At 64.4% G+C, this 24,671-nt stretch carries 25 protein-coding genes and 1 pseudogene; 16 read left to right on the forward strand and 10 right to left on the reverse strand.

Annotated features, from left to right (window positions below):
• Window positions 1-74: 74 nt before the first annotated feature.
• From ubiE to coaBC, 4 genes and pseudogenes are all read left to right on the forward strand, one after another.
• On the forward strand, window positions 75-851 hold the full coding sequence (gene ubiE / locus ACIU1A_RS23305; RefSeq protein WP_404925386.1) for a bifunctional demethylmenaquinone methyltransferase/2-methoxy-6-polyprenyl-1,4-benzoquinol methylase UbiE: 777 nt from the start codon (window positions 75-77) through the stop codon (window positions 849-851).
• A gap of 13 nt (window positions 852-864) precedes the next feature.
• Window positions 865-2,440 (forward strand): annotated as a pseudogene (gene ubiB, locus ACIU1A_RS23310) (2-polyprenylphenol 6-hydroxylase).
• Window positions 2,441-2,515: 75 nt separating this feature from the next.
• Window positions 2,516-2,725, forward strand: a complete 210-nt coding sequence (locus ACIU1A_RS23315) for a FitA-like ribbon-helix-helix domain-containing protein (RefSeq protein WP_404925387.1) — start codon at window positions 2,516-2,518, stop codon at window positions 2,723-2,725.
• Window positions 2,726-2,727: 2 nt separating this feature from the next.
• Window positions 2,728-4,200: a bifunctional phosphopantothenoylcysteine decarboxylase/phosphopantothenate--cysteine ligase CoaBC gene (coaBC, locus tag ACIU1A_RS23320; protein ID WP_404925388.1), complete on the forward strand. Its 1,473-nt coding sequence runs from the start codon at window positions 2,728-2,730 to the stop codon at window positions 4,198-4,200.
• A gap of 74 nt (window positions 4,201-4,274) precedes the next feature.
• On the opposite strand, the gene ACIU1A_RS23325 is transcribed toward coaBC, so the two are convergent.
• On the reverse strand, window positions 4,275-5,042 hold the full coding sequence (locus ACIU1A_RS23325) for an invasion associated locus B family protein (RefSeq protein ID WP_404925389.1): 768 nt from the start codon (window positions 5,040-5,042) through the stop codon (window positions 4,275-4,277).
• 145 nt (window positions 5,043-5,187) lie between these two features.
• Here ACIU1A_RS23325 and ACIU1A_RS23330 point away from each other — a divergent pair, with 145 nt between their 5' ends.
• Window positions 5,188-5,496 (forward strand): hypothetical protein, encoded by a 309-nt coding sequence (locus tag ACIU1A_RS23330; RefSeq protein WP_140496379.1) that lies wholly within the window; start codon window positions 5,188-5,190, stop codon window positions 5,494-5,496.
• 122 nt (window positions 5,497-5,618) lie between these two features.
• Window positions 5,619-6,095, forward strand: coding sequence for an NUDIX hydrolase (locus ACIU1A_RS23335; RefSeq protein WP_140496381.1), 477 nt, complete (start codon window positions 5,619-5,621; stop codon window positions 6,093-6,095).
• Between the two features lie 5 nt (window positions 6,096-6,100).
• Here the strand turns inward: ACIU1A_RS23335 and ACIU1A_RS23340 are convergent, their stop codons facing one another.
• The 5 genes from ACIU1A_RS23340 to ACIU1A_RS23360 form a co-directional block, all read right to left on the reverse strand.
• Window positions 6,101-6,946 carry a citryl-CoA lyase gene (locus ACIU1A_RS23340; protein WP_404925390.1) on the reverse strand — a complete coding sequence of 282 codons (846 nt, stop codon included), beginning with the start codon at window positions 6,944-6,946 and terminating at the stop codon, window positions 6,101-6,103.
• Window positions 6,947-6,962: 16 nt separating this feature from the next.
• Entirely contained in the window at window positions 6,963-8,147 is a 1,185-nt protein-coding gene (locus ACIU1A_RS23345; protein WP_140560258.1) for a CaiB/BaiF CoA-transferase family protein, read from the reverse strand.
• A 15-nt stretch (window positions 8,148-8,162) separates the two neighbouring features.
• Complete coding sequence (locus ACIU1A_RS23350) at window positions 8,163-9,686, reverse strand: tripartite tricarboxylate transporter permease (RefSeq protein ID WP_140556474.1); 1,524 nt, start codon at window positions 9,684-9,686, stop codon at window positions 8,163-8,165.
• 4 nt (window positions 9,687-9,690) lie between these two features.
• Window positions 9,691-10,227, reverse strand: coding sequence for a tripartite tricarboxylate transporter TctB family protein (locus ACIU1A_RS23355; RefSeq protein WP_404925391.1), 537 nt, complete (start codon window positions 10,225-10,227; stop codon window positions 9,691-9,693).
• 130 nt (window positions 10,228-10,357) lie between these two features.
• On the reverse strand, window positions 10,358-11,335 hold the full coding sequence (locus tag ACIU1A_RS23360) for a tripartite tricarboxylate transporter substrate binding protein (RefSeq protein ID WP_140513746.1): 978 nt from the start codon (window positions 11,333-11,335) through the stop codon (window positions 10,358-10,360).
• A gap of 183 nt (window positions 11,336-11,518) precedes the next feature.
• Here ACIU1A_RS23360 and ACIU1A_RS23365 point away from each other — a divergent pair, with 183 nt between their 5' ends.
• Window positions 11,519-12,367, forward strand: a complete 849-nt coding sequence (locus ACIU1A_RS23365) for an IclR family transcriptional regulator (protein ID WP_404925392.1) — start codon at window positions 11,519-11,521, stop codon at window positions 12,365-12,367.
• Between the two features lie 112 nt (window positions 12,368-12,479).
• Here ACIU1A_RS23365 and ACIU1A_RS23370 read toward each other — a convergent pair whose 3' ends face one another.
• On the reverse strand, window positions 12,480-13,019 hold the full coding sequence (locus ACIU1A_RS23370) for a GNAT family N-acetyltransferase (protein ID WP_404925393.1): 540 nt from the start codon (window positions 13,017-13,019) through the stop codon (window positions 12,480-12,482).
• Between the two features lie 307 nt (window positions 13,020-13,326).
• On the opposite strand from ACIU1A_RS23370, the gene ACIU1A_RS23375 reads away from it, so the two are divergent.
• The 3 genes from ACIU1A_RS23375 (at window position 13,327) to ACIU1A_RS23385 (ending at window position 16,372) form a co-directional block, all read left to right on the forward strand.
• Entirely contained in the window at window positions 13,327-14,304 is a 978-nt protein-coding gene (locus tag ACIU1A_RS23375) for a tripartite tricarboxylate transporter substrate-binding protein (protein WP_404925394.1), read from the forward strand.
• 75 nt (window positions 14,305-14,379) lie between these two features.
• A complete protein-coding gene (locus tag ACIU1A_RS23380; RefSeq protein WP_404925395.1) occupies window positions 14,380-14,853 on the forward strand; it encodes a tripartite tricarboxylate transporter TctB family protein in 474 nt (157 codons plus the stop codon).
• A 10-nt stretch (window positions 14,854-14,863) separates the two neighbouring features.
• The gene (locus ACIU1A_RS23385) at window positions 14,864-16,372 is read left to right on the forward strand and encodes a tripartite tricarboxylate transporter permease (RefSeq protein WP_140513750.1); all 1,509 of its coding nucleotides are present in this window, start codon (window positions 14,864-14,866) and stop codon (window positions 16,370-16,372) included.
• A gap of 1 nt (window position 16,373) precedes the next feature.
• Here ACIU1A_RS23385 and nth read toward each other — a convergent pair whose 3' ends face one another.
• Window positions 16,374-17,177, reverse strand: coding sequence for an endonuclease III (gene nth / locus ACIU1A_RS23390; RefSeq protein WP_404925396.1), 804 nt, complete (start codon window positions 17,175-17,177; stop codon window positions 16,374-16,376).
• A gap of 22 nt (window positions 17,178-17,199) precedes the next feature.
• On the opposite strand from nth, the gene ACIU1A_RS23395 reads away from it, so the two are divergent.
• Window positions 17,200-17,694, forward strand: coding sequence for a DUF2244 domain-containing protein (locus ACIU1A_RS23395; protein ID WP_140879539.1), 495 nt, complete (start codon window positions 17,200-17,202; stop codon window positions 17,692-17,694).
• Window positions 17,695-17,739: 45 nt separating this feature from the next.
• Here ACIU1A_RS23395 and ACIU1A_RS23400 read toward each other — a convergent pair whose 3' ends face one another.
• Window positions 17,740-18,555, reverse strand: coding sequence for a class I SAM-dependent methyltransferase (locus ACIU1A_RS23400; RefSeq protein WP_140739843.1), 816 nt, complete (start codon window positions 18,553-18,555; stop codon window positions 17,740-17,742).
• Between the two features lie 114 nt (window positions 18,556-18,669).
• Here ACIU1A_RS23400 and ACIU1A_RS23405 point away from each other — a divergent pair, with 114 nt between their 5' ends.
• From ACIU1A_RS23405 to ACIU1A_RS23420, 4 genes are all read left to right on the forward strand, one after another.
• Window positions 18,670-19,548, forward strand: coding sequence for a bifunctional helix-turn-helix domain-containing protein/methylated-DNA--[protein]-cysteine S-methyltransferase (locus ACIU1A_RS23405; RefSeq protein WP_140522501.1), 879 nt, complete (start codon window positions 18,670-18,672; stop codon window positions 19,546-19,548).
• 161 nt (window positions 19,549-19,709) lie between these two features.
• Window positions 19,710-20,615 (forward strand): ribokinase, encoded by a 906-nt coding sequence (locus tag ACIU1A_RS23410; RefSeq protein ID WP_404925397.1) that lies wholly within the window; start codon window positions 19,710-19,712, stop codon window positions 20,613-20,615.
• Between the two features lie 10 nt (window positions 20,616-20,625).
• Window positions 20,626-22,065, forward strand: a complete 1,440-nt coding sequence (locus ACIU1A_RS23415) for an amidase (protein WP_404925398.1) — start codon at window positions 20,626-20,628, stop codon at window positions 22,063-22,065.
• 109 nt (window positions 22,066-22,174) lie between these two features.
• A complete protein-coding gene (locus ACIU1A_RS23420; protein WP_404925399.1) occupies window positions 22,175-22,789 on the forward strand; it encodes a LysE family translocator in 615 nt (204 codons plus the stop codon).
• A gap of 172 nt (window positions 22,790-22,961) precedes the next feature.
• Here ACIU1A_RS23420 and ACIU1A_RS23425 read toward each other — a convergent pair whose 3' ends face one another.
• Complete coding sequence (locus ACIU1A_RS23425; protein ID WP_404925400.1) at window positions 22,962-23,903, reverse strand: nucleoside hydrolase; 942 nt, start codon at window positions 23,901-23,903, stop codon at window positions 22,962-22,964.
• 301 nt (window positions 23,904-24,204) lie between these two features.
• Here ACIU1A_RS23425 and ACIU1A_RS23430 point away from each other — a divergent pair, with 301 nt between their 5' ends.
• Window positions 24,205-24,630, forward strand: a complete 426-nt coding sequence (locus ACIU1A_RS23430; RefSeq protein ID WP_013893014.1) for an Hsp20 family protein — start codon at window positions 24,205-24,207, stop codon at window positions 24,628-24,630.
• Window positions 24,631-24,671 lie beyond the last annotated feature (41 nt).

The following is a 24,671-nucleotide window of genomic DNA, read 5'->3' on the forward strand; positions in this document are numbered from 1 at the left end:
CACCGCGCCTTAAACAATAGCGCCCGCACCATCGATCGGCTATGGTCCCGCCGGTTTTATGACGGATCAAAAAAATGTCAGTTGAGAGAACCACGGCCGCCGGCGGCATGGAAACCTCCTATGGTTTCAAGCGTGTAGGGGCAGGCGACAAGCAGCCCCTGGTCAACGATGTTTTCCACAAGGTCGCCAACCGCTACGACCGGATGAACGACCTGATGTCGGGCGGCCTGCACCGGCTGTGGAAGGATGCCATGGTAACCTGGCTCAATCCGCCGAAGCGGCCGGGCTGGCGCGTGCTCGATGTCGCCGGCGGCACCGGCGACATCGCCTTTCGCGTCGTCGATGCCAGCCATGGGCATGCTCATGCCACCGTGCTCGACATCAACGGCTCGATGCTCGCCGTCGGTCGCGACAGGGCGCAAAAGAAAGGCATGTCCGGCAACACCGACTTCGTCGAAGCCAATGCCGAGGAGCTGCCGTTCGCGGACGCCACCTTCGACGCCTACACCATCGCTTTCGGCATCCGCAACGTCCCCAGGATCGACGTCGCTCTCACCGAAGCGTTGCGCGTGCTGAAGCCGGGCGGGCGGTTCCTGTGCCTGGAATTTTCCGAGGTCGAGATGCCGTTGCTCGACAGGGTCTACGAGGCCTGGTCGTTCAAGGCCATTCCGAAGATCGGCAAGGCCGTCACCGGCGATGGCGAGCCTTATTCCTATCTCGTCGAGTCGATCGCGAAATTCCCCAACCAGGCGAATTTTGCTTCCATGATAACCCGCGCGGGCTTCGATCGGGTCTCGTTCCGCAACTATTCCGGCGGCATCGCCGCGCTTCATTCGGGCTGGAAACTTTGAGGCAGGCCCGGGCATGAGCACCGTCAGCGCTGGATTTCGGCTCATGCGGGCCGGCTGGGTGCTTGTGCGCGAGGGCGTCGTCGCCGCTTTGCCCGGCGAGGAACTGTCCGGCCTGCCGAAATTGGGCTGGCGGCTGGCGCGGCTGTTTACCCGCCGCCGCGCGCTCGCCTATGAGCGCAGCGATCGGCTGGCCAAGGCGGTGGTCCGGCTCGGGCCGTCCTATGTCAAGCTTGGCCAGTTTCTTGCGACACGACCCGATGTCGTCGGCAACGACATGGCGCTCGATCTCGCCATGCTGCAGGACAAGATGCACACCTTCCCGACGGCCGAGGCGGTGGCGGCCATCGAGGGCTCGCTCGGGCGCAAGCTCGGCGACCTCTACACGCGGTTCGGCGACCCGGTCGCCGCGGCCTCCATCGCCCAGGTCCATGCCGCTGAAACCGTCGATGGCGGCGTCGCCAGCAAGGTAGCGGTCAAGGTGATCCGGCCGGGCGTGCGCCGCCGCTTCTTCCAGGATCTCGAAAGCTATTTCCTCGCCGCCCGCCTGCAGGAGAAATACATCCCCTCCTCACGCCGGCTGCGGCCCGTGGAGGTGACCGAGACGCTGGCGCAGACCACCAAGATCGAGATGGACCTGCGCCTCGAGGCGGCCGCGCTTTCCGAACTTGGTCAAAGCACCAGGGAGGATCCGGGCTTTCGCGTCCCTTCCGTCGACTGGGAGCGTACCGGCCGCGACGTGCTGACCATGGAATGGGTCGACGGCATCAAGATGAACGACATCGCCGGACTCGCCGCCGCTGGACACGATCTGGAGGGCAATCGCGGCCAACCTCATCCAGTCGTTCTTGCGCCATACGCTGCGCGACGGCTTCTTTCACGCCGACATGCATCCGGGCAACCTGTTCGTCGAGGCTGATGGCACGATCGTCGCGGTCGATCTCGGCATTGCCGGCAGGCTCGGCAAGAAGGAGCGCCGGTTCCTCGCCGAAATCCTCTACGGCTTCATCACGCGCGACTATCTGCGCGTCGCCGAGGTTCATTTCGAGGCCGGCTACGTGCCGCGCCAGCACAATGTCGCGGCCTTCGCCCAGGCGATCCGCGCCATCGGCGAGCCGATCCATGGCCAGCCGGCCGAGACCATTTCCATGGCCAAGCTTCTGACGCTGCTGTTCGAGGTGACCGAACTCTTCGACATGGCGACGCGGCCCGAACTGATCCTCCTGCAGAAAACCATGGTGGTGGTCGAGGGCGTGGCGCGCACGCTCGATCCGGCCTTCAACATGTGGAAGACCGCCGAACCCGTGGTCAGCGGCTGGATATCAGGAAATCTCGGGCCAAGCGGCCTGCTGGCCGACGCCCGCGACGGCGGCAAGGCGATGCTGACGCTGATCCGCCAAGCCCCCGAGTTGGCAGCGCGCACCGAGCGGCTGTCGCGCGAGATCGACCTGATGGCCGAGCATGGCCTGCGCTTCGACGAGGCGACGGCCCGCGCCATCGGAAAGGCCGAAGCGCGCTACAACCGCTCCGGCCGCGTGGCGCTGTGGGTGATAGCCCTGGCGCTGGTCTATATAGCCTGGAAGCTGCTCTGAGTGACTGCAATGACAGCAATGCGGTCATTGCAGTCGAAAGACGGGATAGCTATATTGTGCGCAGGGAGTGCGACTATGGCCAGGATTACTGTCCGGAATCTGGAAGATCATGTCATGCACCGATTGCGTGAACGCGGTGCTGCGCGCGGCGTTTCCATGGAGCAGGAGGCGCGGGATGTGCTCGCGGCATCAGTGGGGCTTCCGACCACGAAAGGCTTCGATGGTGGACGCCTGACATTCAAGGACGAGGCCAAGGTTCAACCAATGGCAGGGAGGCAAAGTTAGCCATGGGTACCCTGACCATTCGCAATCTCGACGAGGATTTGAAACAAAGACTGCGCGAGCGGGCTGCCCGTCATGGTGTGTCGATGGAGCAGGAGGCAAGAAGTCTGCTGCTCAAGGAAGTGGCGCCCACCTTCAAAGGTGCCAAGGATTTCGTTACGGCGGAGGAGATCCTCGAATTCGGCCGGCAGCTGCAAAAAGTAGATTTTGATCAGAAGAAACTCGCTGATGATCTCTGGTCCTCCATGACCCTCTCCGGCAAGCGCATCCTGCTCATCATCGGCGGCGGCATCGCCGCCTACAAGGCACTCGACCTGATCCGCCGTCTGCGTGAAAGGGGTGCCGCGGTGCGCGTGGTCATGACGTCGGCTGCGCGGGAATTCGTCACCACGCTGTCGGCCGGTGCGATCTCGGCAGACCATGTCTTTACCGATCTCTTCGATCGCAATGACGAGCACGATGTCGGCCATATCAGGCTGTCGCGCGAGGCCGATCTGCTGGTCGTGGCGCCCGCCACCGCCGACCTGATGGCCAAGCTCGCCAACGGCCACGCCAATGATCTTGCCTCCACCGTGCTCCTGGCCACCGACAAGCCGGTGCTGATGGCGCCGGCCATGAACCCCAGAATGTGGGCGCATCCGGCGACGCGGCGCAACCGTGCGGCGCTGCACAAGGATGGCATCACCTTCGTTGGCCCCGCCAAAGGCGAGATGGCCGAGAGCAACGAGGCTGGCGAAGGCCGCATGGCCGAGCCGCTGGAGATCGTCGCCGCCATCGAGGCGCTGCTCGATACCGGACCCAAGCCGCTGGCCGGCAAGAAGATCATCGTCACGTCTGGCCCGACGCACGAGCCGATCGACCCCGTTCGCTACATCGCCAACCGATCGTCGGGAAAGCAGGGCCATGCCATAGCGGCGGCATTGGCCAGGCTCGGCGCCGACGTGAGGCTGGTCTCCGGTCCCGTCAGCATCGCCGATCCGGCTGGGGTGAAAACCAGCCATATCGAGCGGGCGCAGGAGATGCGCGATGCCGTGGAACAGCTTCTGCCCGCCGATGCGGCGGTGTTCGTCGCCGCCGTCGCCGATTGGCGCACCGACAGCCCGGCCGGCGAGAAGATCAAGAAGGCACCGGGCGAAGGCCCGCCGGTGCTGCGCATGGTCGAGAACCCCGACATCCTTGCGGGCGTCGGGCATCACAAGCGGCGGCCGGCGCTGGTGGTCGGCTTCGCCGCCGAGACGCAGGACCTTTTGCGCAACGCCGAAGCCAAGCTGAGGAAGAAGGGCGCCGACTTCATTGTCGCCAACGACGTGTCGCAGACCAGCGGCGTCGGTCCATCCGGCGTGATGGGCGGCGACCGCAACCGTGTTCGCATCGTCTCGAAGGCCGGCGTCGAGGAATGGCCCGAGATGAGCAAGGACGAAGTCGCGGCCCGGCTCGCCACCCTGATCGCAGAACGGCTGAAAACGATCGTGGTTTGACGAGCTGGATCGTCGGAATTCCGCAAAAACAAAGGTTTAGCGCGGGCTGGCGATTCTATCGAACGCTGAACGTGTTAGTCGGCAAGAAGCTCCGCGGTCCGTGCAAGCGCACTGCCGAAGCCATTGAGCGGAATGGAGAAGCTAACCGCTTGCCCCGTATCCGCCGCGAAGGCATCGACCTTCAAGGTGGTGCCCGCCTTGAGCACGGGGACGACATTGGCACCGAACGCCACCGGCACCAGGCAGCCGACAGCCTGGCAAGTGTTGAACTGCAGGCTGCCGTCCAGCTTCTGGTCGTCGATCGTCAGGCTGACGCCCTTGGCGAGCGCCAGGCCGAACGGCAAAGCGAGCGTGCCGGTCGCGTCTTCGCCCGTCTTGCTCGACAACTCTATCGCCAGCAGACGCTGGTTGCTTTGCTTGTTGAACTGCTGGTGTGACAGGCTGCATGCCTTGGCCGCGCCCGATATCTGGCAGTTGACCGCCCAGTCGCCGTGGGTTTCGGACAAGGCCGATGCGCCGCCGGGCAGCTGTGGCTGGTTGGCGGCGGGCGCGGCCGCCGCTTTGTCGCCTTTTGTCTGCGCCGCCGTGGCCGGAAGACCGGCGATGCAGGCAGCCGCCAGCATCGCCAGCAGATACGCATGCTTCCTCATAAGGACCCCTTTTGCCCGGCTCCATCCCTGAGCCAGCTGGAAGCTGACCCTGAAGGACGCACTGTCGGCGTTCTGTTTGACCGTTTCCTCGAAGGCGCCGTTACATCCGACGGACATGCCGACGCCGTTGACGCCATGGAATTCGAGGCCGGCGTCAGCCCGATAGAGCGGCGAATCGATCGCTTCCGTCAAGTGCGATGCGGGCGGCGGGGCAGATTCTCCTCCGCCGCGAAGGGGGCGCGATCACGCGATTTCCTGTTAATCGGCACTCTGGCGTGGCACGAGGGGACAAACGCACTATATGTAGAGTGAACTTTGTTTGTGCGGGAATGAGCAGATGTTGGCGCTTCGGCCATCAACGGTTTTCATGACGGCGGCATTGGCAGCCGCGACGCTGGCGGGCATCCGTCTGCCTGCTTCCGCGCAGGTGCTCATTCCCTCCGTCGACAACAACGCGTTGATCCAGCAGAACGATCTGCAGGCCTTGCAAAACCGTGTCCAGCGGCAGCAGTTTCAGCAGCAGCAGCAACAGAATCGGGCTCAGGACCGGGTGATCGTGCAACAGCCCCCGCCCATCGTGCCGCGGGTCAGGCCGAACTGCCAGACGCAGATAATCGGCAACACCGCCGTAAGCACCTGCCGCTGAGGCGGGCTTCTCTTTTATTTAGCCGACTTACATGGTAGGGGCGTTCAGGTGCCCTTGCGGCAGTTTGGGTTTTGTAACGACACCGCGTCACGGTATGGGCACTGCACCGACTGGATTTTCGAATGGCAGCCACCAAGAAAAAGGCCGTGCGCAAGGCCAAGAAGGGCGAGACGATCCGCCAGGTCGCGGCTATCCCTTTTCGGCTGGACCAGCGCGGCGACATCGAGGTCATGCTGGTCACCTCGCGCACCACCAGGCGCTTCATCGTACCCAAGGGCTGGCCGATGAAAGGCAAGAGCGGACGCAAGGCGGCCACCATCGAGGCGCAGGAAGAAGCGGGCGTACTCGGCAAGACCCTGAAGCAGCCGGCGGGCACCTATTCCTATTGGAAGCGGCTGGCCAACCGTTTCGTGCGCGTCGATGTGATCGTCTATCTGTTGGAAGTAACGCAAGAGCTTGCCGACTGGCAGGAAGCCAAACGGCGGCAACGGGCCTGGCTGGCGCCGGCCGATGCGGCCATGCTCATCGACGAACCCGAACTTTCGACGCTGGTAAGGACCTTGAAGCTTCCCCAGCCGGCACAAATCGGCCCTACGTAAAGGCCTCACGCCCCGGCGCCGTCCTCTTCGGGGAGCGATCGCACCGGCGTACCGGTATAGGCCCACAGCCATTCGCGTGGCAGCGGACCTTTGTTCCGCTCGGCTTGCTGGGATTGTTCCCAGGCATGCGCCAGGATGCCGACCGAGCGCGACAGCACGAAAAGCCCGCGCGTCAGCGGTGGCGGAAAGCCGAGCTCGCCGTAAATGACGGCGGTCGCGCCATCGATGTTGAGCGGTATCTTTTTGCCCTTGCGCCGCGCGACCTCCGCCTCGATCGCCTCGGCGATATCGGCGAAGCGGCCATGGATCACGCCGCGCGCGGCAAACTCCCGAGTCAGTTCCATCAGGCGCGGCGCGCGCGGGTCGACCGGATGGAAGCGATGGCCCAGCCCCGGCACGTAGCCCTTTTCCCCGGCAAAGAACCGATCAAGCCGCCCCGAGACAGCCTCTTTCAGCGTCGTGCCGCCATCGAGCGCCGCGGCAATGTCGCCATAGAAGGCAAGCGCCTGCTCGCCGGCGCCGCCATGGACGTCGCCAAGCACGTTGATGGCCGAAGCCATGGCGCTGTTGATGCCGACACCGCAGGTCGCCGCCATGCGGGCGATAGCGATCGACGGCGCCTGCGGCCCGTGGTCGACTGCGGCGCCCAGCGCAATGCCGAGCAGCGCGGCCTGTTCCTCGCTGGGCAATTCGCCGCGCAGCATCAGCCAGATGACAGCCGGGAAGCTGACGCGGCCGATCAGGTCCTGGATTTCATAGCCGCGCAGCCGGATGACGCCGGGCCGCATTTCGATGATGCCGGTCTGCCACCACTCCTCTGCACGCTCGCGGCCCGTCTTTTGCTCACTCATATCGTCTTTTGCTCGCTCATGTGAGTGCCTTTGTCTTCGCTCGCGGCGACAGGCCGGCGAAAACCTCGTCCATGTGCTCGCCCAGGGCCGGTGGCGGGGAAGCCGGCAATGGAGCCGTACCATCGACCATGAAGCCGCCGCGCAGAACCGTCAGCGGTCTCTCCATGTCAGCCACGCCGTCGAAAGCCCTGGTCATCTGGCGCTCCAGCACCTGCGGTTCGGCCAGCACTTGCGGGATCGTCAGCACCCTGCCCGCCGGCACCCCGGCGCGGTTCAGTTTTTCTTCCCACGCAGCCGCCGGGCCATTCGCCAGGGCCCCCTCGATCTCGATCTTCAGCGCCGCACGGTTCCGCTTGCGCGTCTCGCGCTCGGCAAAGCGTGGATCCGACGCCAGCTCCGGCCGTTCGATAAGCCGGCAAAGCGTTACGAACTGCTCCTGCTTGTTGGCGGCGATGTTGAGCAGACCGTCGCCGGTGCGAAAGGCGCCCGACGGTGCCGCCGTCATGTTCTCATTGCCCATCGGCTTGGGATCGACCCCGGCCGTCAGATAGTTGGAAACCGGCCAGCCAAGCGCCGACAATGTGCATTCAAGCATCGACACGTCGAGAAAAGCACCCTCGCCGCTCGTCTTCTGCCTTACCAGCGCCGAGACGATGGCGAAGGCCCCGACCAGTCCGCCCAGCGTGTCGGCGACGGGATAGCCGACCCGCAAGGGTGCCGTCTCCGGCGTGCCGGTGATGCTCATAATGCCCGAAAGGCCTTGGATGATCTGGTCATAGGCCGGATTGTCGCGCATCGGCCCGGTCTGGCCGAAGCCCGATATCGCGCAGTAGACAAGGTTGGGGCGGACCGCCTTCAGCGCCTCGTAGCCGAGGCCAAGCCGGCCCATGACGCCGGGGCGGAAGTTTTCCACCAGCGCATCGGCGCTGGCGACCAGGTCGAGGAAGCGTTCGCGCTCGGCTTCCTTCTTGAGGTCGAGCACGACGGAGCGTTTGCCGGCATTCTGAGCCAGGAACGAAGCTCCCATGCCGGCCTGGTTGAGTTCCGGCGAACCGCCGAGCTGTCGCGCCAGGTCGCCGCCTTGCGGCGCCTCGACCTTGATGACGTCGGCGCCGAGCAGCGCCAACTGGTAGGCGCAGTAGGGCCCGGCCAGGACGTTGGTCAGGTCGAGCACGCGAATGCCGGAAAGCAGGTCTGTCATGTCACTTCAAATCGATCAGGCATCGCCCGGCACATGCTCCGGCCCCCGCAATCGGCGGCGTTCGATGTAGGCCCAGATATGCGGCCCGACCAGGCCGATGAAGGCCAGCGTCAGCAGGGTCAGCGACAGCGGGTGCTTGTAGAACACCGACCAGTCGCCGTTCGAGATCGTCATGGCGCGGCGGAATTGAGTTTCGGCGAGCGGTCCCAGGATCATGCCGATGATGACGGGCGCGGTCGGGAAATCGAAGCGCCGCATCAGGAAGCCGGCAGCACCCAGGAGATAGAGGATGGCGAGGTCGATCGGCGACTGCGAAATGCCGTAGGTGCCGACGGTGGCGAAAACCAGGATGCCGGCATAGAGCTGCGGCGCCGGGATCTTCAGCAGCCGCACCCAAAGCCCGATCAGCGGCAGATTGAGGATGACGAGAATGACGTTGGCGATGAACAGGCTGGCGATCAGTCCCCAGACCAGGTTGCCTTGTGTCGTCAGAAGCAGCGGGCCTGGATTGATGCCGTAGCTCTGGAAGGCCGAAAGCATGATTGCCGCCGTCGCCGAGGTCGGCAGCCCGAGCGTCAGCATCGGCACCAGCACGCCGGCGGCCGAGGCATTGTTGGCGGCCTCCGGACCGGCTACGCCCTCGATGGCGCCAACCGTGCCGAATTCCTGCTTGTGCTTCGAAAGCTTCTTTTCGATGGCATAGGACAGGAAGGTCGGGATCTCGGCGCCGCCGGCCGGCATGGCGCCGATCGGGAAGCCGATCGCGGCGCCGCGCAACCAGGGCTTCCACGAGCGCCTCCATTCGGCCGCCGTCATATAGAGCGAGCCCTTCAGCGGCACGATCTCGTCCTTGCCAGCATAACGGCGCGAGGCCATGTAGAGCGTCTCACCGACGGCGAACAGGCCGACGGCGGCGATGATGACGTCGACGCCGTCGAGCAGTTCGGTCATGCCGAAGGTGAAGCGCGGCTGGCCGGTCTGCAGGTCGACCCCGATCATGCCGATAACAAAGCCGGCGAACAGGCTGGTCAAGCCGCGCACCGAGGACGAGCCGAGCACCGCCGAAACCGTGATGAAGGCCAGCACCATCAGCGAGAAATATTCGGCCGGGCCGAAGGCCAGCGCGAACCTGACCACGATAGGCGCCAGGAAGGCGACGCCCAGCGTGCCGAGAGTGCCGGCGACGAAGGAGCCGATCGCCGAGGTGGCAAGTGCGGCGCCGCCGCGCCCGGACCGGGCCATCTTGTTGCCTTCCAGCGCGGTGACGATGGTAGCGCTTTCGCCTGGCGTGTTGAGCAGGATCGAGGTCGTCGAGCCGCCATACATGGCCCCGTAATAGATGCCGGCAAACAGGATGAAGGAGGCCTCCGGCGCAACCTGGTAGGTGATCGGCAGCAGCAGCGCGATGGTCAGCGCCGGTCCGAGGCCGGGCAGCACGCCGATGGCGGTGCCAAGCGTGGTGCCGAGCAGGCACCACAGAAGGTTGACCGGAGTGAAGGCGACGGCGAAACCGTGTGCCAGATGGCCTAGCGTTTCCATAGCGTCAGCCCCTCAGCGTGCTGGTGAACGCATCGATTGCCGTATTCAGCTGGTTCTCGATGAAACCGGCGCCGATATTGACGCCGAGCGCCCTGGCGAAGCCGAAATAGGCGGCCAGCGCCAGCACGAGGCCAGTGAGCGCATCGCGCAGCGTATGCCGGCTGCCGAAGCCGTAGCAGACCAGAACGAACATGATGACGGATGCCGCGGTGAAGCCGAGCGGCTGGATCAGGAGCAGGTTGGCGATAAGGCCGATGACGACGAAGCCCATCGCCTTCCAGTCGGTCGGCGTCTCCTTTTCCTCTTCCGGCTGCCAGCCGCCGCGCAGTGCGGCGACGATGAGCAGGAGCGAAAGAACCACCAGGCCGAACATGGTCAGGTAGGGAAAGACGGTCGGGCCGACCTTGGAGTAGAGCGGCGACACCGGGATCGCCAAGGTCTGCCAGGCGACCGCCCCGGCACAGGCCAGAAGCCCGATGCCGATCAGCAGTTCGGGTACGGCAAGGCGCGAGGACGCAGCCTGCTGGTCGCTGGTGCTCATGAATGTCCTCCCAAGACAGCCGGCGTCTCACAGCCGGCTTTTATCCTATCTTCATCCCCGGTGGATCGCATGTCCATGCGAACGGCGGGAGGAAAAAGGGCGGACCATGGACCCGCCCCCTTCAGGGAAATCAGGCGAGCCCGAGATCCTTGAGGATGGCTTCGATGCGAGCCGTATCCTCGGCAAGGAACTTCGCATAGTCGTCGCCGGTGAGCAGGATGGGCGTCCAGTTGCGGTTCTTGCATTCCGTGGCCCAGGCATCGCTCTTGGCCATGGTCTCGACCAGCGTGATCATCGCCGCCTTATCGGTATCGGAGACGCCGGGGGGTGCGAAGACGCCGCGCCAGTTGAACAGTTCGACGTCGATGCCGGCTTCCTTCAGCGTTGGCGCATCGATGCCCTCCTGCCGCTTGTCGGCGGAAATGGCGAGCAGCCTGAGCGCCCCGGCCTTGACCTGTTCGGAGAACTCGCCAAAGCCGGAAATGCCCGCCGCCACCTGGTTGCCGAGCAGCGCTGACAGCGCCTCGCCGCCGCCCGCGAACGGCACGTAGGACAGGTTTGTCGCCGGCACGCCCGCCGTCTTGGCGATCAGGCCGAACAGGATATGGTCCGAACCGCCGGCCGAGCCGCCGGCGACGGGAACCTTCGTCGGATCCTCTTTAAGCGCGGCGACGAAGTCGGCGGCCGTCTTGAACGGCGAGGCCGCCGGCACCACCAGCGCTTCGAACTCGCCGGTGAGCCGGGCGATCGGCGTGACCTGCGTCAAATTATTGGCAGCCTTGTTGGCGATGATGGCGCCGACCATGACCATGCCGCCAACCATCAGCGAATTGCCCTTGCCGTTCCATTGACTGATGAATTGCGGCAGCCCGACCGTGCCGCCGGCGCCACCGACATTGGTGATCTGCGAGCCGGAGATCAGCTTCTCGCTGCGCAGCACCTGGTCCATCGTGCGCGCGGTCTGGTCCCAGCCGCCACCGGGCGCCGCCGGCACGAAAATCTGGATCTGCGGCGTGCCTTGGGCAAAGGCGGGAGAAAGACGCGACGCCACCAGCCCGGCGGCCCCCGCGGCAGCGGTGCTCATCAAAAATTTGCGTCTGTTCAGCATGGGATTCCTCCAAATCACGACACCTCCTCCGGTGCCCGCCAAAAACGCGCCTGAAACCAGACCCGTGCTTGAGTTCAAGCAGACTTTACCGCGTTCCGTCAACAGGAACGATATTCTGCTGGACAGAATGCTTGAGCTGCGCGACACAATCGCGCCGCTCGACCTTTGTTCGACTGGGGACCAATGAATTCGGCAGGCAAACCAGCTGGCATCGAAATCCGGAGCGCGTCAGCCGACGGTGTTGCCGCGCTTGACCGGGCCATTGCCATCCTCGATGCATTCACCACGGCGGACCGCTCGCTCAGCCTTTCCGAGATCGCGGCCCGAACCGGCCTCTATAAGAGCACCATTCTGCGCCTGGCCAATTCGCTTTTGCGCGGACAATTGCTGGAGCGCCTGGACGACGGCCGCTACCGCATCGGACCGGCCAGCTTCCGGCTCGGCGCGCTCTATCAGCGGTCAGTCGTGGCGGTCGACATCCTGCTGCCGATCATGCGCGACCTCTGCGAGCTAAGCTGGGAAAGCGTTGCGTTCTATGTCCGCTCGGGAGACGTGCGCACCTGTCTCTACCGGGTCGAGTCCAAGCATCCTATCCGCTATACGATCCGCGAGGGTGACGTCCTGCCGTTGCTGGTGGGCTCCGGCGGGCGTGTGCTGGCGGCGTTTTCCGGACAGCCGGGCGAACCCTACGAAACCATCCGCAAGACTTGCAACTGCCTCGCTATCGGCGACCGCGACCCGCAGACGGCGGGCCTGTCGGCGCCGGTGTTCGGGCCGGGGCGGGTTCTGCTCGGCGCCTTGACCCTGGCCGGCCCGAGCACACGCGTCGACGCGGCCTTCCTGCGGCGCATGCGGCGGCCGCTGCTCGAGGCGGCGGCCCGTGCCACCCGCGCCTTCGGCGAGGATGCCTCGATGCTCGATGAAGCGGCTCGCGAAGCCGCGGTGCAAACGGATAATGCCAGTCCCGGCGCGGTTATCAGGAGCAGACGGCGTTCTCGGATCATTTCGACGCCCTTGCGGAACGACCGCTAATGCATGCCGCCCAAAGGAACCTCGGCTTTGGGAGAACGACGTAAAACAAGAAAGCTAAGCGCAGCGCATGAATCCGTTTCGACGCCGCGCGCTTTAGGCACTTGGCGAGTGCTCAGGCCAACCGCTCCAGCAGGATGGTCGGGGTTTCGTGATAGATGGTCCGCGCCACCTCCCGGTAGCCGCACTTCGTCGCCACGTTCAAGGAAGCGGTGTTTTCGGGATCGATGATGCAGACGGTTTTGCTACGTCCGAAGGTCTCGTCGCCCCAGCCAAGCACGCGGCTGACGATCTCGGTGGCGAGGCCGGCGCCGTGGGCGGCCGGAGCGAGCGCCCACCCGGCCTCCGGAATGCCCTCTATCGGCGGCTCCATATCGCGCTTGAGGTCGTGAAACCCGGCCTCACCGACGAAACGGCCCGTCGCCTTGTCCTCGATCGCCCAGAAACCGTAGCCGAGCAGCGACCAGAGCCCGGCGTGACGCAGGAAGCGCATCCAGCTCTCTTCTCGCGTGCGCGGCCTGCCGCCGATGAAGCGGGTGACGACCGGATCGGCCCACATGGCGACATAGGCGTCGAAATCCTCCAGCCGGTGCGCTCGCAGGACGGCGCGCGTCGTTTCGATCACCGGAACGCCGCTTGTGTCGTGATGGTTCATGGGTCGCCCTCGCTCAAACCTGCAAAGCACCTAGCAAATCACCGGCCGCGTGCAAGGGCCAGGCCAGGACGGATCATCTTCCAGACAGACGGCGCGCGCTTGGCGTGCCCCGATCCAGCCGGGGCAGTCGTTCCTCCGATGGTCCGGCCGCCTCATGGATCGCAAGCCAGAACGGTTGCGGATATCAGCACTTTGCCATTTGAGTACGATTGCAATCTGTTAGCCTGCCCTAGTTGTACCCGTGCAGCCGGTGTCGAGGAGAACTCCGCGCAGCGGTTGAAGATTTAAGCTCTGGGAGGAAATCACGATGAGAAGATTTGTCGCCGCTCTGGCTGCCGCCGTGGCGGTCATGCTTTATCCCGTCGCCGCAGGCGCGCAAACCTATCCCGAACGCACCATCACCGTCGTGGTGCCGTTTGCGGCCGGCGGCCCGACCGACACGGTCACGCGTCTTGTCGCGGAAGCCATGTCCAAGGATCTCGGCCAGCAGGTCATCGTCGAGAATGTCGGCGGCGCCGGTGGCACGCTGGGCGCTGGCCGCGTCGCGAAGGCCGAGCCGGACGGTTACACCCTGCTCCTCCATCACATCGGCATGGCCACCAGTGCCACACTCTACCGAAAGCTCGCCTACGACACGCTGAACGCCTTCGAATATGTCGGCCTCGTCACCGAGGTGCCAATGACCATCGTTGGCCGAAAGGACCTCGAGCCGGCCGATTTGAAGGGATTGGTCGAGTACGCCAAGGCCAACAAGGATAGCGTCACCGTAGCCAATGCCGGCATAGGTGCTGCCTCGCATCTCTGCGGCATGCTGTTCATGAGCGCTATCAAGACGCCGCTGGTCACCGTCCCCTACAAGGGCACCGGCCCGGCCATGACCGATCTCCTCGGCGGCCAGGTCGACATCATGTGCGACCAGACGACCAACACCACCAAGCAGATCCAGGGCGGCACGATCAAGGCCTACGCCGTCACCTCGCCGGAGCGCCTCGATGTGCTGCCCGATGTCCCGACGACGACGGAAGCCGGCCTTCCCGACGTGCAGGTCAGCATCTGGCACGGTCTTTATGCCCCCAAGGGCACTCCGGCGGAGATCACCGAACGGCTGTCGAAATCCCTGCAGGTCGCGCTGAAGGACGAGAACGTCGCCGCCCGCTTCGCCGAGCTCGGCACCAGGCCGTCGCCCGAGGCCGACGCGACGCCGGCCGCGCTGAAGGCCAAGCTGGAAAACGAGATCGCGCGCTGGAAGCCGATCATCGAAGCCGCCGGCCAATACGCCGACTGAGTTTTGAACGGGGCGCCGCCGGCGCCCCGTTTTCGCTTCGGTATCGTCGCGCGCCCGCAGCTTGGGAGGAATGTCATGAAGGCTTTCGCAATCGACAGGACGAACGGCATATGCGCTGCGCTGTTCATCGTTTTCGGCGCATTTTTCGCGTTGCAGTCGCTCGGCCTGGAAATCGGCACCGCCTTCCGCATGGGGCCGGGCTATTTCCCGCTGGTGCTGGCGATCGTGCTGATCCTGCTTGGCCTCGTCATCCTCTTCCAGGCGGTGCGATTCGAGGGCGATCCGATCGGCTACATTGCGTGGCGCGGCTCGCTGTTCATCCTTCCCGCTCCGATCTTCTTCGGCCTGACGGTGCGCGGCCTTGGCTTCATTCCGTCAATCTTCCTGACGGCGCTGATCGCATCGTTCGCCAGCGGCCGCATGAAACCGCTGACCGCGTTCGTGCTGTCGGCTGGCCTGACCCTGTTTGCATTTTTCGTCTTCAGCTACGCACTCGGCCTTCCGTTCCGGCGCTTTGGCCCGTGGCTGGTTGAGTGGCTGCCATTGTGAGGAGATGAGCATGGAGCTCCTCGACAATCTGGCGCTCGGCTTTTCGACCGCTTCATCGCTGACGAACCTTGGTTTCTGCCTGATCGGCGTCCTTCTTGGCACGCTGATCGGCGTCCTGCCTGGAATTGGCGCCACCGCGACCATCGCCATGCTCTTGCCGATCACCTTTCAGATCGGCGACCCGGTTTCCTCCCTCATCATGCTCGCCGGCATCTATTACGGTGCGCAATATGGCGGCTCGACCACGGCCATTCTCATCAACATGCCCGGCGAATCGTCCTCGGCCGTCACGGCGATCGACGGCTATCAGATGGCCAGGAACGGCCGCGCCGGCGCGGCACTCGCGATCGCGGCGATCGGTTCGTTCTTCGCCGGCACGGTGTCGACCTTCCTCGTCGCCATCTTCGCCCCGCCGCTGACCTCGATCGCGCTGGAATTCGGCGCGGCCGAATATTTTTCGCTGATGGTCGTCGGCCTCGTCTCGTCGGTCGCGCTTGCGCACGGTTCGATCGTCAAGGCGCTGGCGATGGTCGTGCTCGGTCTGTTGCTCGGCATTGTCGGCACCGATATCTACACCGGCACGCCGCGCTTCACGCTCGGTATCCCCGAATATGCCGACGGGCTGAATTTCGTCGCCGTGGCGGTCGGCGTCTTCGGCATCGCCGAGATCCTTCGCAACCTCGAAAACGAGCATGAGCGCTCGGTGATGATCCGAAAGGTTTCCGGCCTCATGCCCACCCGCGACGACTTCAGGCGCATGGCGGCGCCCATCGTGCGCGGAACGATCATCGGTTCAGCGCTCGGCATCCTGCCGGGAGGCGGCGCGATCCTCGCGGCCTTTGCCTCCTACACGGTCGAAAAGCGCGTATCGAAAAACCCCGAAGAATTCGGCAAGGGCGCGATCGCAGGTGTCGCCGGGCCGGAATCGGCCAACAATGCCGGCGCGCAGACCTCCTTCATCCCCATGCTGACGCTCGGCATTCCAGCCAATCCGGTCATGGCGCTGATGATCGGCGCGATGATCATCCAGGGCATCGTGCCCGGCCCGAATGTCGCGACCGAACAGCCGGCGCTTTTCTGGGGCATCATCGCCTCCATGTGGATCGGCAACCTGATGCTGATCGTCCTGAACCTGCCGCTGATCGGGCTCTGGGTGAAGCTGCTTACGATCCCCTATTACGTGCTTTTCCCGATCATCATGGCGTTCTGCTCGATCGGCGTTTACAGCGTCAACACCAATGTCTACGACCTCTACGCCGTCGCCTTTTTCGGCTTCCTCGGCTATCTCCTGACCAAACTGCGCTGCGAACCCGCGCCCCTGCTGCTCGGCTTCGTGCTTGGCCCCCTGCTTGAGGAAAATCTCCGCCGGGCCATGATTCTGTCGCGTGGCGATCCCAGCGCCTTCGTGACGAGACCGATCAGCGCCGGCCTGCTCCTCATCGCGCTCGCCGTGCTCGTCATCGTCTTCCTGCCCGCGGTCAAGAAGAAGCGCGAAGAGGTGTTTGTGGAGGAGAGTTAACTTATTGAATTCCGCTCGCTTCCTCGAGCGGAGCGATCTCGACCAGCGGCGCCGGCACGCTGGTCGTCTTTTCCTGCGCCTTGCAGAGGTCGGCGATGACGCAGGCCGGGCAATCCGGCTTGCGCGCCTTGCAGACGTAGCGGCCATGCAGGATCAGCCAGTGATGCGCGTGGCGCATATATTCGTCGGGAATGATTTTCAACAGCCCCTGCTCGACCTGGTCGGGCGTCTTGCCGGGCGCCAGTCCTATGCGGTTGCCGATGCGGAAGATGTGCGTGTCGACGGCCATCGTGTGCTGGCCGAAGGCCATGTTGAGCACGACATTGGCGGTCTTGCGCCCGACCCCCGGCAATTTGACCAGTTCGTCCCGGCTGTCCGGCACCTCGCCACCATGATCGCGAATCAATGCCTGCGACAGCGCGATGACGTTCTTGGCCTTGTTGCGCCACAGACCGATGGTCCTGATATAGTCGCCGACCCTGGCCTCACCCAGATCCAGCATTTTGCGCGGCGTATCGGCGACTTTGAAGAGCGCCCGCGTCGCCTTGTTGACGCCGGCGTCGGTCGCCTGCGCCGACAGCACGACGGCCACCAGCAGGGTGAAGGGGTTTACATGTTCGAGCTCGCCCTTCGGCTCCGGCCGCTGGACGGCAAAGCGCCGGAAAATCTCGTGCACCTCCGCCGGACTGTAGAGCGTTCTGGATCGGGCCGGCCTGGGGCTCGGCTTGGCGTTCGAGCCGTCGCGCGGTCCAGGCAGTGGCTTCTTTTCGGATTGTGCGGGTACTTTGGACTTGGGGCTTGCCATTTCCTTCCTATAATATCCAGATATGAACGACACAAACGCCTCGTTCCAGGCAGACGAACCCTTCTTCAGCGCCTTGCTGACCCCGCACCGGTCGCTGGGCAAGACCGGCTTCGCCGTGCTGATGGGCGCGCTGCTATTCGGCTGGCTGGTGACCGGGGCTTTTTTCCTGTCGCGCGGCGCCTGGCCGGTTTTCGGCTTCTTCGGTCTGGACGTTGTCGCCGTCTACATTGCCTTCCGCATGAACTACCGTGCCGCCCGCGCCCGCGAGGAGGTGTCGATCTCGCGCACCAGCCTCGATATCCGCAAGACCGCGCCGTCGGGAAAATCGGAAGCGCACCGCTTCAACCCGTTCTGGGCGCGCTTTTCGGTCGCCCGTCACGCCGAAATCGGCATCACCCGGATGGCGGTCGAGGCGCAGGGACAAAACGTGGCGATCGGCGGCTTTCTCGACCCCGATTCCCGCGAAAGCTTCGCCACCGCCTTTTCACGTGCGCTCGCCACCGCCAAGGCGCGCTAGCCGAACAGCTTGCGTCCGGACCGCGTCGAACAAGGGGACGACGTTTCAGAAGCGATAGCGCAAAAGCCTGCCGATCTTGCGCAGTGCGGGAATGTATTTCCAAAGCCGAACGAACAGCTGCGCGGGCCAGCCCATGCGGGCGGCGTGTTCAGGTCCATAGGCCGGGATGTCTTCGATGAATCGGAGCTTCGGGACAGCCAGTTCCAGTTCGTGCGGATCCTCGATCGCCCAGTGGACCTCGGCGCCTGTCGCCCTGATCGCCGGATTGAGGCGCAGCAGCTTCAGGCCGAAACCGCTGTAAGCGTCGAAAATCAGGTCGCCGCCGGCAAGATGTATGACCAGGCGCGAGAACAGGCGGAACCCTTCCTCGGCCGGGAGATAGGGCGTCAGCCCCTCCGCCACCACGATGGCCGGTCGGTTGCGGGGCACTTCAGCCAGCCAGTCCGGCTCTGTTACCGACGAAGCGATGAGGCGATAGCGGTCGCGCGGCGGGTAAAGCTTGCGCCTGAGTTCAATGACTTCCGGATAGTCGACATCGAACCAGTCCACGCCTGGCGGCGGATCGACCCGGAAGATGCGCGTGTCGAGCCCGCACCCCAGATGCAGCACGATGGCATCAGGATTTCTGGCCAAAAACTCCTCGACGCGGACGTCCAGCGTCTTTGCCCTGATCGCCAGGCCGATGCCGAGATTGCTGTCGACCTTGAGTCTTGAGAAATCATAGTCGATCTTACGCACCGCCTCGTCGGCGAAACGATCCCCAAGCAGCGAATGGGGCATCCGGCTTTCCAGCGCCTTGCCGTAGAGCGTCATCAGCAAGGTTTCTTTCGCGCCGGCGAGATTTACCTTTTCACCCGCCATGGCGACTCCTGGGCTCGAAAACCAGAGTTTATCTGGGTATGCGCCGCAAGAAGGCAAGTTTCGGGTGGCGATCGGCGCCCCAAGGGCTGATATTCCGGCTCAAGGAGAATTCCCATGAGCACCCAGACAGCAGTCCTCAAGAAGGACATCACGCCCGAAGGCAACGACTACGAAATCGTGCGCCGCGCCATCGAGAAGATCAGCCTCGACTATCGCGACCAGCCTTCTCTCGAGGAGCTTGCAGAGGAGGTCGGCGAGACGCCGACCGGCCTGCAGAAGCTGTTCACACGCTGGGCAGGCCTGTCGCCCAAAGCATTCCTGCAGGCGGTGACGCTGGACCATGCCCGCAGGCTGCTCGATTCCGGCATGCCGCTGCTCGAAACCTCATTCGAGCTCGGCATGTCCGGCCCCGGCCGGCTGCACGACCTGTTCGTCACCCATGAGGCGATGTCGCCGGGCGACTACAAGACGCGCGGCGCCGGGCTCACCATCCGCTATGGCTATCATACCTCGCCATTCGGCACTGCCCTGATCATGGCCACCGACCGCGGGCTTGCCGGCCTCGCCTTCAGCGATCCGGGCGAGGAACGCGCCGCTTTCGCCGATATGTCCAGCCGCTGGCCGAATGCCGTCTATGTCGAGGATATGGTCGCGACCGGTCCCTACGCCGCGCGTATCTTCGACCCGACGCTGTGGCGCCCGGACCAGCCGCTGCATGTCGTGATGATCGGCACCGACTTCCAGGTTCGCGTCTGGGAGGCCTTGCTCCAGATTCCGATGGGCAAGGCTCGCACCTATTCCTCGATTGCCGCCAGCATCGGCGCGCCGAGCGCCAGCCGCGCCGTCGGCGCCGCCAACGGCGCCAACCCGCTCTCCTTCGTGGTGCCTTGCCACCGCGCCATCGGCAAGTCCGGCGACCTCACCGGCTACCACTGGGGCCTGACCCGCAAGCGCGCCATTCTGGGCTGGGAGGCTGGACAGGTCACCTCTTGAAATCGGGAACGCCGGCAACTTCCGCCGGCATTGTCACGTGGAAAACGACGACGCCCCGCTGACTCGCATGACGCGGCACCGCAGCGCTTGCCATATCGGCATGCACTGGAAAGCAACGATCTTACAGGATAGCTTCCCGCTCATTCATGAGGAGGCATTCCTTGATCATCGTCGTCGGCTCGATCAATCTCGACCTTATCGCCAATGTCGACCGCTTGCCGAGCCCTGGCGAGACGGTGAGCGGCTCCGGTTTCGCCACCGCGCCCGGTGGCAAGGGCGCCAACCAGGCGTTGGCCGCCGCGCGCGCCGGCGAAAAGGTGCGCATGGTGGGAGCCGTCGGCAAGGACAGTTTCGCCGGCGAGGCCCTGGCGCTGCTGCGCCAGGCCAAGGTGGATCTGTCTGGCGTGGGCGAAACTTTTGCCTCGACGGGCACCGCGCTGATCATGGTCGGCGACGATGGCGAGAACATTATCGCCGTGGTGCCGGGTGCCAACGCCTCGGTGCTGCCCGGCGACCTCTCCAAGGCCTTCCCCGGAAAAGGCGATGTCGTGCTCCTGCAACACGAGATCCCGCTTGCGACCATCGAAGCCGCGCTCGATCAGGCAAGCGCGGCCGGTGCCGTCACCGTGCTCAACACCGCACCCTTCCATCGCGACGCGGCCGGCTTGCTCGGCAAGGCCGACTATGTCGTCGCCAACGAGACCGAGTTCGACCTGTATGGCGAGGTGCTGTCGCTGAGCGGGCGCGACCGCGCGGCACGGATGCGCGACTTTGCCGGGAAAACCGGCCGCACCATCGTCGTCACGCTCGGCGGCGACGGCGTGATGGCGGCGACGCCGACCGATTCCCTGACGGTTCCCGCATTGAAGATCACCCCGGTCGACACGGTTGGTGCAGGCGACACCTTTTGCGGCTATTTCGCCGCCGGCCTGTCGTCGGGCCTGCCCCTCGAACAGGCGCTCGCCCGGGCCGGCGCGGCCGGCTCGCTGGCATGCCTGAAGCCGGGCGCCCAGCCGGCCATCCCGTTGGCCGCCGATGTCGACCAGGCACTCCTGAAATCCCGCTGAGACGACCAGAATGCGCCCCCAGACAAAGCATGCCGCGCCACCGGCCGGCGACATATGCCGCCTGCCCGCGGTCGAACTGGCCGACGCGATCCGGCAAAGGAAACTTTCGGTACGTGAGGTCGTGACGGCATTCCTCGACCGCATCGAAGCCGTCAACCCGCTCGTCAATGCCATCGTTTCCTTGCGCGATCGTAGCGATATCCTGCGCGAGGCCGACGCAGCCGATGCCCGTCCGGACCGGGCCGGTGCGCTCTTCGGCCTGCCGATCGCGGTCAAGGATCTCGCAATGACCCGCGGCCTGCGCACCTCCTTCGGCTCGCCGATCTTCGCCGATTTCGTGCCGCAGGAGGACGATTTCTTCGTCGAGCGCATGCGCAAGGCCGGCGCCATCATCATCGGCAAGACCAACGTTCCCGAATTCGGCCTCGGCTCCAACACCTACAATCCCGTGTTCGGCCCGACGCTGAACGCCTTTGATCCAGATTTGAGCGCCGGCGGCTCGAGCGGCGGCGCCGCGGTGGCGCTGGCGCTGGACATGGTGCCCGTCGCCGACGGCAGCGACTTCGGCGGCTCGTTGCGCAATCCAGCCGCCTGGAACAATGTCTATGGTTTCCGGCCATCGCAGGGGCTCGTCCCCGGCGGCCCGGACGTCGAGGTCTTTCATGCCCAGATGGGCGTCGATGGGCCGATGGGTCGCAATGTCGGCGACATGGCGCTGCTGCTCGACGTGCAGGCGGGCCATCATCCGCGCGCACCCTTGTCCTATGAGAAACAAGGCTCCTTCCTCGAAGGCCTGCATATCCCCGCCAAAGGCGGCCGTGTCGCCTGGCTCGGCGATCTGGGCGGGCATTTGCCCATGGAGCCCGGCATCCTCGAGCTCTGCCAGGCCGCGCTCGACCGCTTCGGGGAGGCCTCGTTCAAGGCCGAGGCACTGGTGCCGGATTTTGATTTCGAGGCCTTGTGGCAGGCCTTCGTGACGTTGCGCCAGGCAAGCAGCGGCTGCGCGCTGAAAGTGCATTATGACGATCCTGCCAGGCGCGCCCTGTTGAAGCCCGAAGCCGTCTGGGAGGTGGAGAACGCGCAACTCCTGACGGCGCCTCGGATTCGCGCCGCCTCGGTCGTCCGGACGTCCTGGTACCGGACGCTGCTGTCGCTGTTCGACCGCTTCGATCTCATCGCGTTGCCGACCACCCAGGTCTTTCCGTTCGACGTCGGCACCCATTGGCCGCGGGAGATCGCCGGCCGGCCGATGGACAGCTATCACCGCTGGATGCAGGTTTCGGCGCCCGCCACCATGGGCGGCTGCCCGGCCGTCAGCGTGCCGGTCGGCTTCGACGCCAGAGGCCGGCCGATGGGCATGCAGCTGATCGGCCGGCCGCGTGGCGACATGGCTGTGCTGAAGGCGGCGGCGGCCTATGAGACGACGCTGCCGTGGCCGTCCGGCGCCTGAATCCGGTGCATCTGCGTATCGCGCGGCTCCATGTTCCGGCTTGCACCGGCATCGCCGTCATGCATTGATTGCGGCGCCGCACAGGCGGCATTCTGCCCGAGGGAAAATCATGTCGCTGGAACTCTATGCCGCCTATGTCCTTGCGTGCGTCGTCATCATTCTTGTGCCAGGGCCGACGGTCACGCTGATCATCGCCAACAGCATCCGTCATGGCGCCCGCGCCGGCCTGGCCAATGTCGCCGGCACGCAGGCCGGCCTGGCGGTCATGATCGCCATCGTCGGCATCGGCCTCAACACGCTGATATCGGGCATGGGGCACTGGTTCGAATGGGTGCGGCTGATCGGTGCCGCCTATCTGATCTGGATGGGCGTGCAGATGTTCCGGTCCAAGGGCAAGCTGAACGCCGACGGAACGGCGCGGAAGCCCCGCGGCGGCTTTTTCCTGCAGGGCCTGCTGGTAGCGCTCAGCAACCCGAAGACGCTGATCTTCTTCGGCGCCTTCTTTCCGCAGTTCATCGCACCGCAAGGCAATTATTCGCTGCAGATCGTCGTCATGGGCCTCACCGCCATGATCTTCGCCGCCATGTCGGATTCGACTTATGCGCTGGCCGCTGGCCGCGCCGGTCGCATCCTGTCCGCCCGCCGCGTCAAGCTCCTGTCCAGGATCAGCGGCAGCTTCATGGTCGGCGGCGGCCTGTGGCTGGCGTTTTCACGGTCGAAGTGAGCACCGCCGCCTTTCCTTCCCCCTTGTGGGGGAAGGTGGATCGGCGCGCAGCGCCGAGATGGTTGAGGGGTGCGTGACGGAGTGAGGCGTTGGCGTTCCCTGGAACAGCCTCATCCGGCCTCGCTTCGCGAGGCCACCTTCTCCCGCAAGGGGAGAAGGTAAGGAGGCGGATTTAAAGCCGCCCCAGCCGTTCCAGCAACAGCGCGAAGAAGCCGTCATGGTCGATGTCGCCCATCACCTTGGCGTTCTTTTCCCGCTTGGTGACGCCCCACCAGTCGATCACGGTCATGCCCATGGTCAGTTCCGAGCTGGTTTCTACGCTGACATTGCAGTTGCGGCCTTTGAACAGCTCCGGTTTCAACAGGTAGGCGATGACGCAGGGGTCATGCAGCGGCCCGCCATCGGTGCCGTATTTCTCCTCGTCGAAACGCTCGAAAAACTCCAGCATCTCGGCCGTTGCGGTACCGACCTTGGTGCCGAGCTTGCGAAAGGCCTGGGTGCGCTTGGCGGTGGTCAGCGCCTTGTGGGTGACGTCGAGCGGCATCAGCACGATCGGAATGCCGGATTTCAACACCACCTCGGCCGCGTGCGGATCGACATAAATGTTGAATTCGGCCGCCGGCGTGACATTGCCGCCTTCGAAGAAGCCACCGCCCATCAGGATGATTTCCTTGATGCGCGGCGCGATCCTCGGCTCGCGGATCAGCGCCAGCGCGATATTGGTGAGCGGCCCGAGAGCGCACAGCGTGATGCTGCCGCTCTCTTCCTTCATCAGCGTCTCGACGATGAAATCGACGGCGTACTTATCCTGCAGCTTCATCGTCGGTTCGGGCAATTGTGGCCCGTTGAGGCCAGTTTGGCCATGCACCGCCTCGGCCGTAACCAGTTCACGCGCCAGGGGACGGACGGCGCCGGCATAGACCTTGATGTCGGGTCGGCCGGCCAGTTCGCAGATCTTGCGGGCGTTCTTTTCGGTAAGGTTCAGCGGCACGTTGCCGGCTACGGCTGATATGCCGACGATCTCCAGCTCGGGGCTGCCAAGCGCCAGCAATATGGCGACGGCATCGTCCTGGCCAGGATCCGTGTCGATGATGATCTTGTGTGTTTGGGGCATTTCAATTCCTTGTTTGGCCATGAGCCCATGCGTCCGAGCGAGCATGCGAAACGCATCGAACCGGCCTTGAGCTGCCGAACCGCTCCGCCCGGGGGACGAATCCCGGCGCAGCGCTTCTCCTTGCATCTCACTGCCGTTTCAAGCGCCATGTCGATCATTCTTGTGAGTCCACGACGTGGTCTTTTTGGGCGGGTGTTTTGATGGCTTGAACTTGGTCGTGGGGCGGACCATATCAAGACCATCGGGAAAAATGCCATCTGGGTTTTTCCAGTTTATGTCGCTCTTGAGAGGACAATGTAACATGAGCCGAATGACGCCTTTCTCCAGCCCGCTTCTCCTGGGTTTCGACGCCATGGAAAAGACGCTGGAGCGCTTGGCGAAATCCGGTGACAGCTATCCTCCTTACAACATCGAGCGGCTCAGCGGCGCCGACGGCAAGGCCGAAAGGCTGCGCATCACGCTCGCTGTCGCCGGTTTCGCCGAAAGCGATCTCGATGTCACCACGGAGGAAAACCAGTTGGTCGTGCGCGGTCGTCAGACCGACGATACCGAGCGCGAATTTCTTCACCGCGGCATCGCCGCACGCCAATTCCAGCGCTGCTTCGTGCTGGCCGACGGCATGCGGGTGATCGCGGCGGAGCTGAAGAACGGCCTTTTGTCGATCGATCTCGATCGGCCCGAGTCCGAGCGGCTGGTACGGAAAATAAACATATCGGTGAAAGACTGATCTTTGCCGATGGCTCTCATGCGGGATGGCCTACTGCCCAG

Origin of the sequence: Mesorhizobium maamorense, from assembly GCF_044998965.1 — a bacterium.
Taxonomy (GTDB): domain Bacteria; phylum Pseudomonadota; class Alphaproteobacteria; order Rhizobiales; family Rhizobiaceae; genus Mesorhizobium.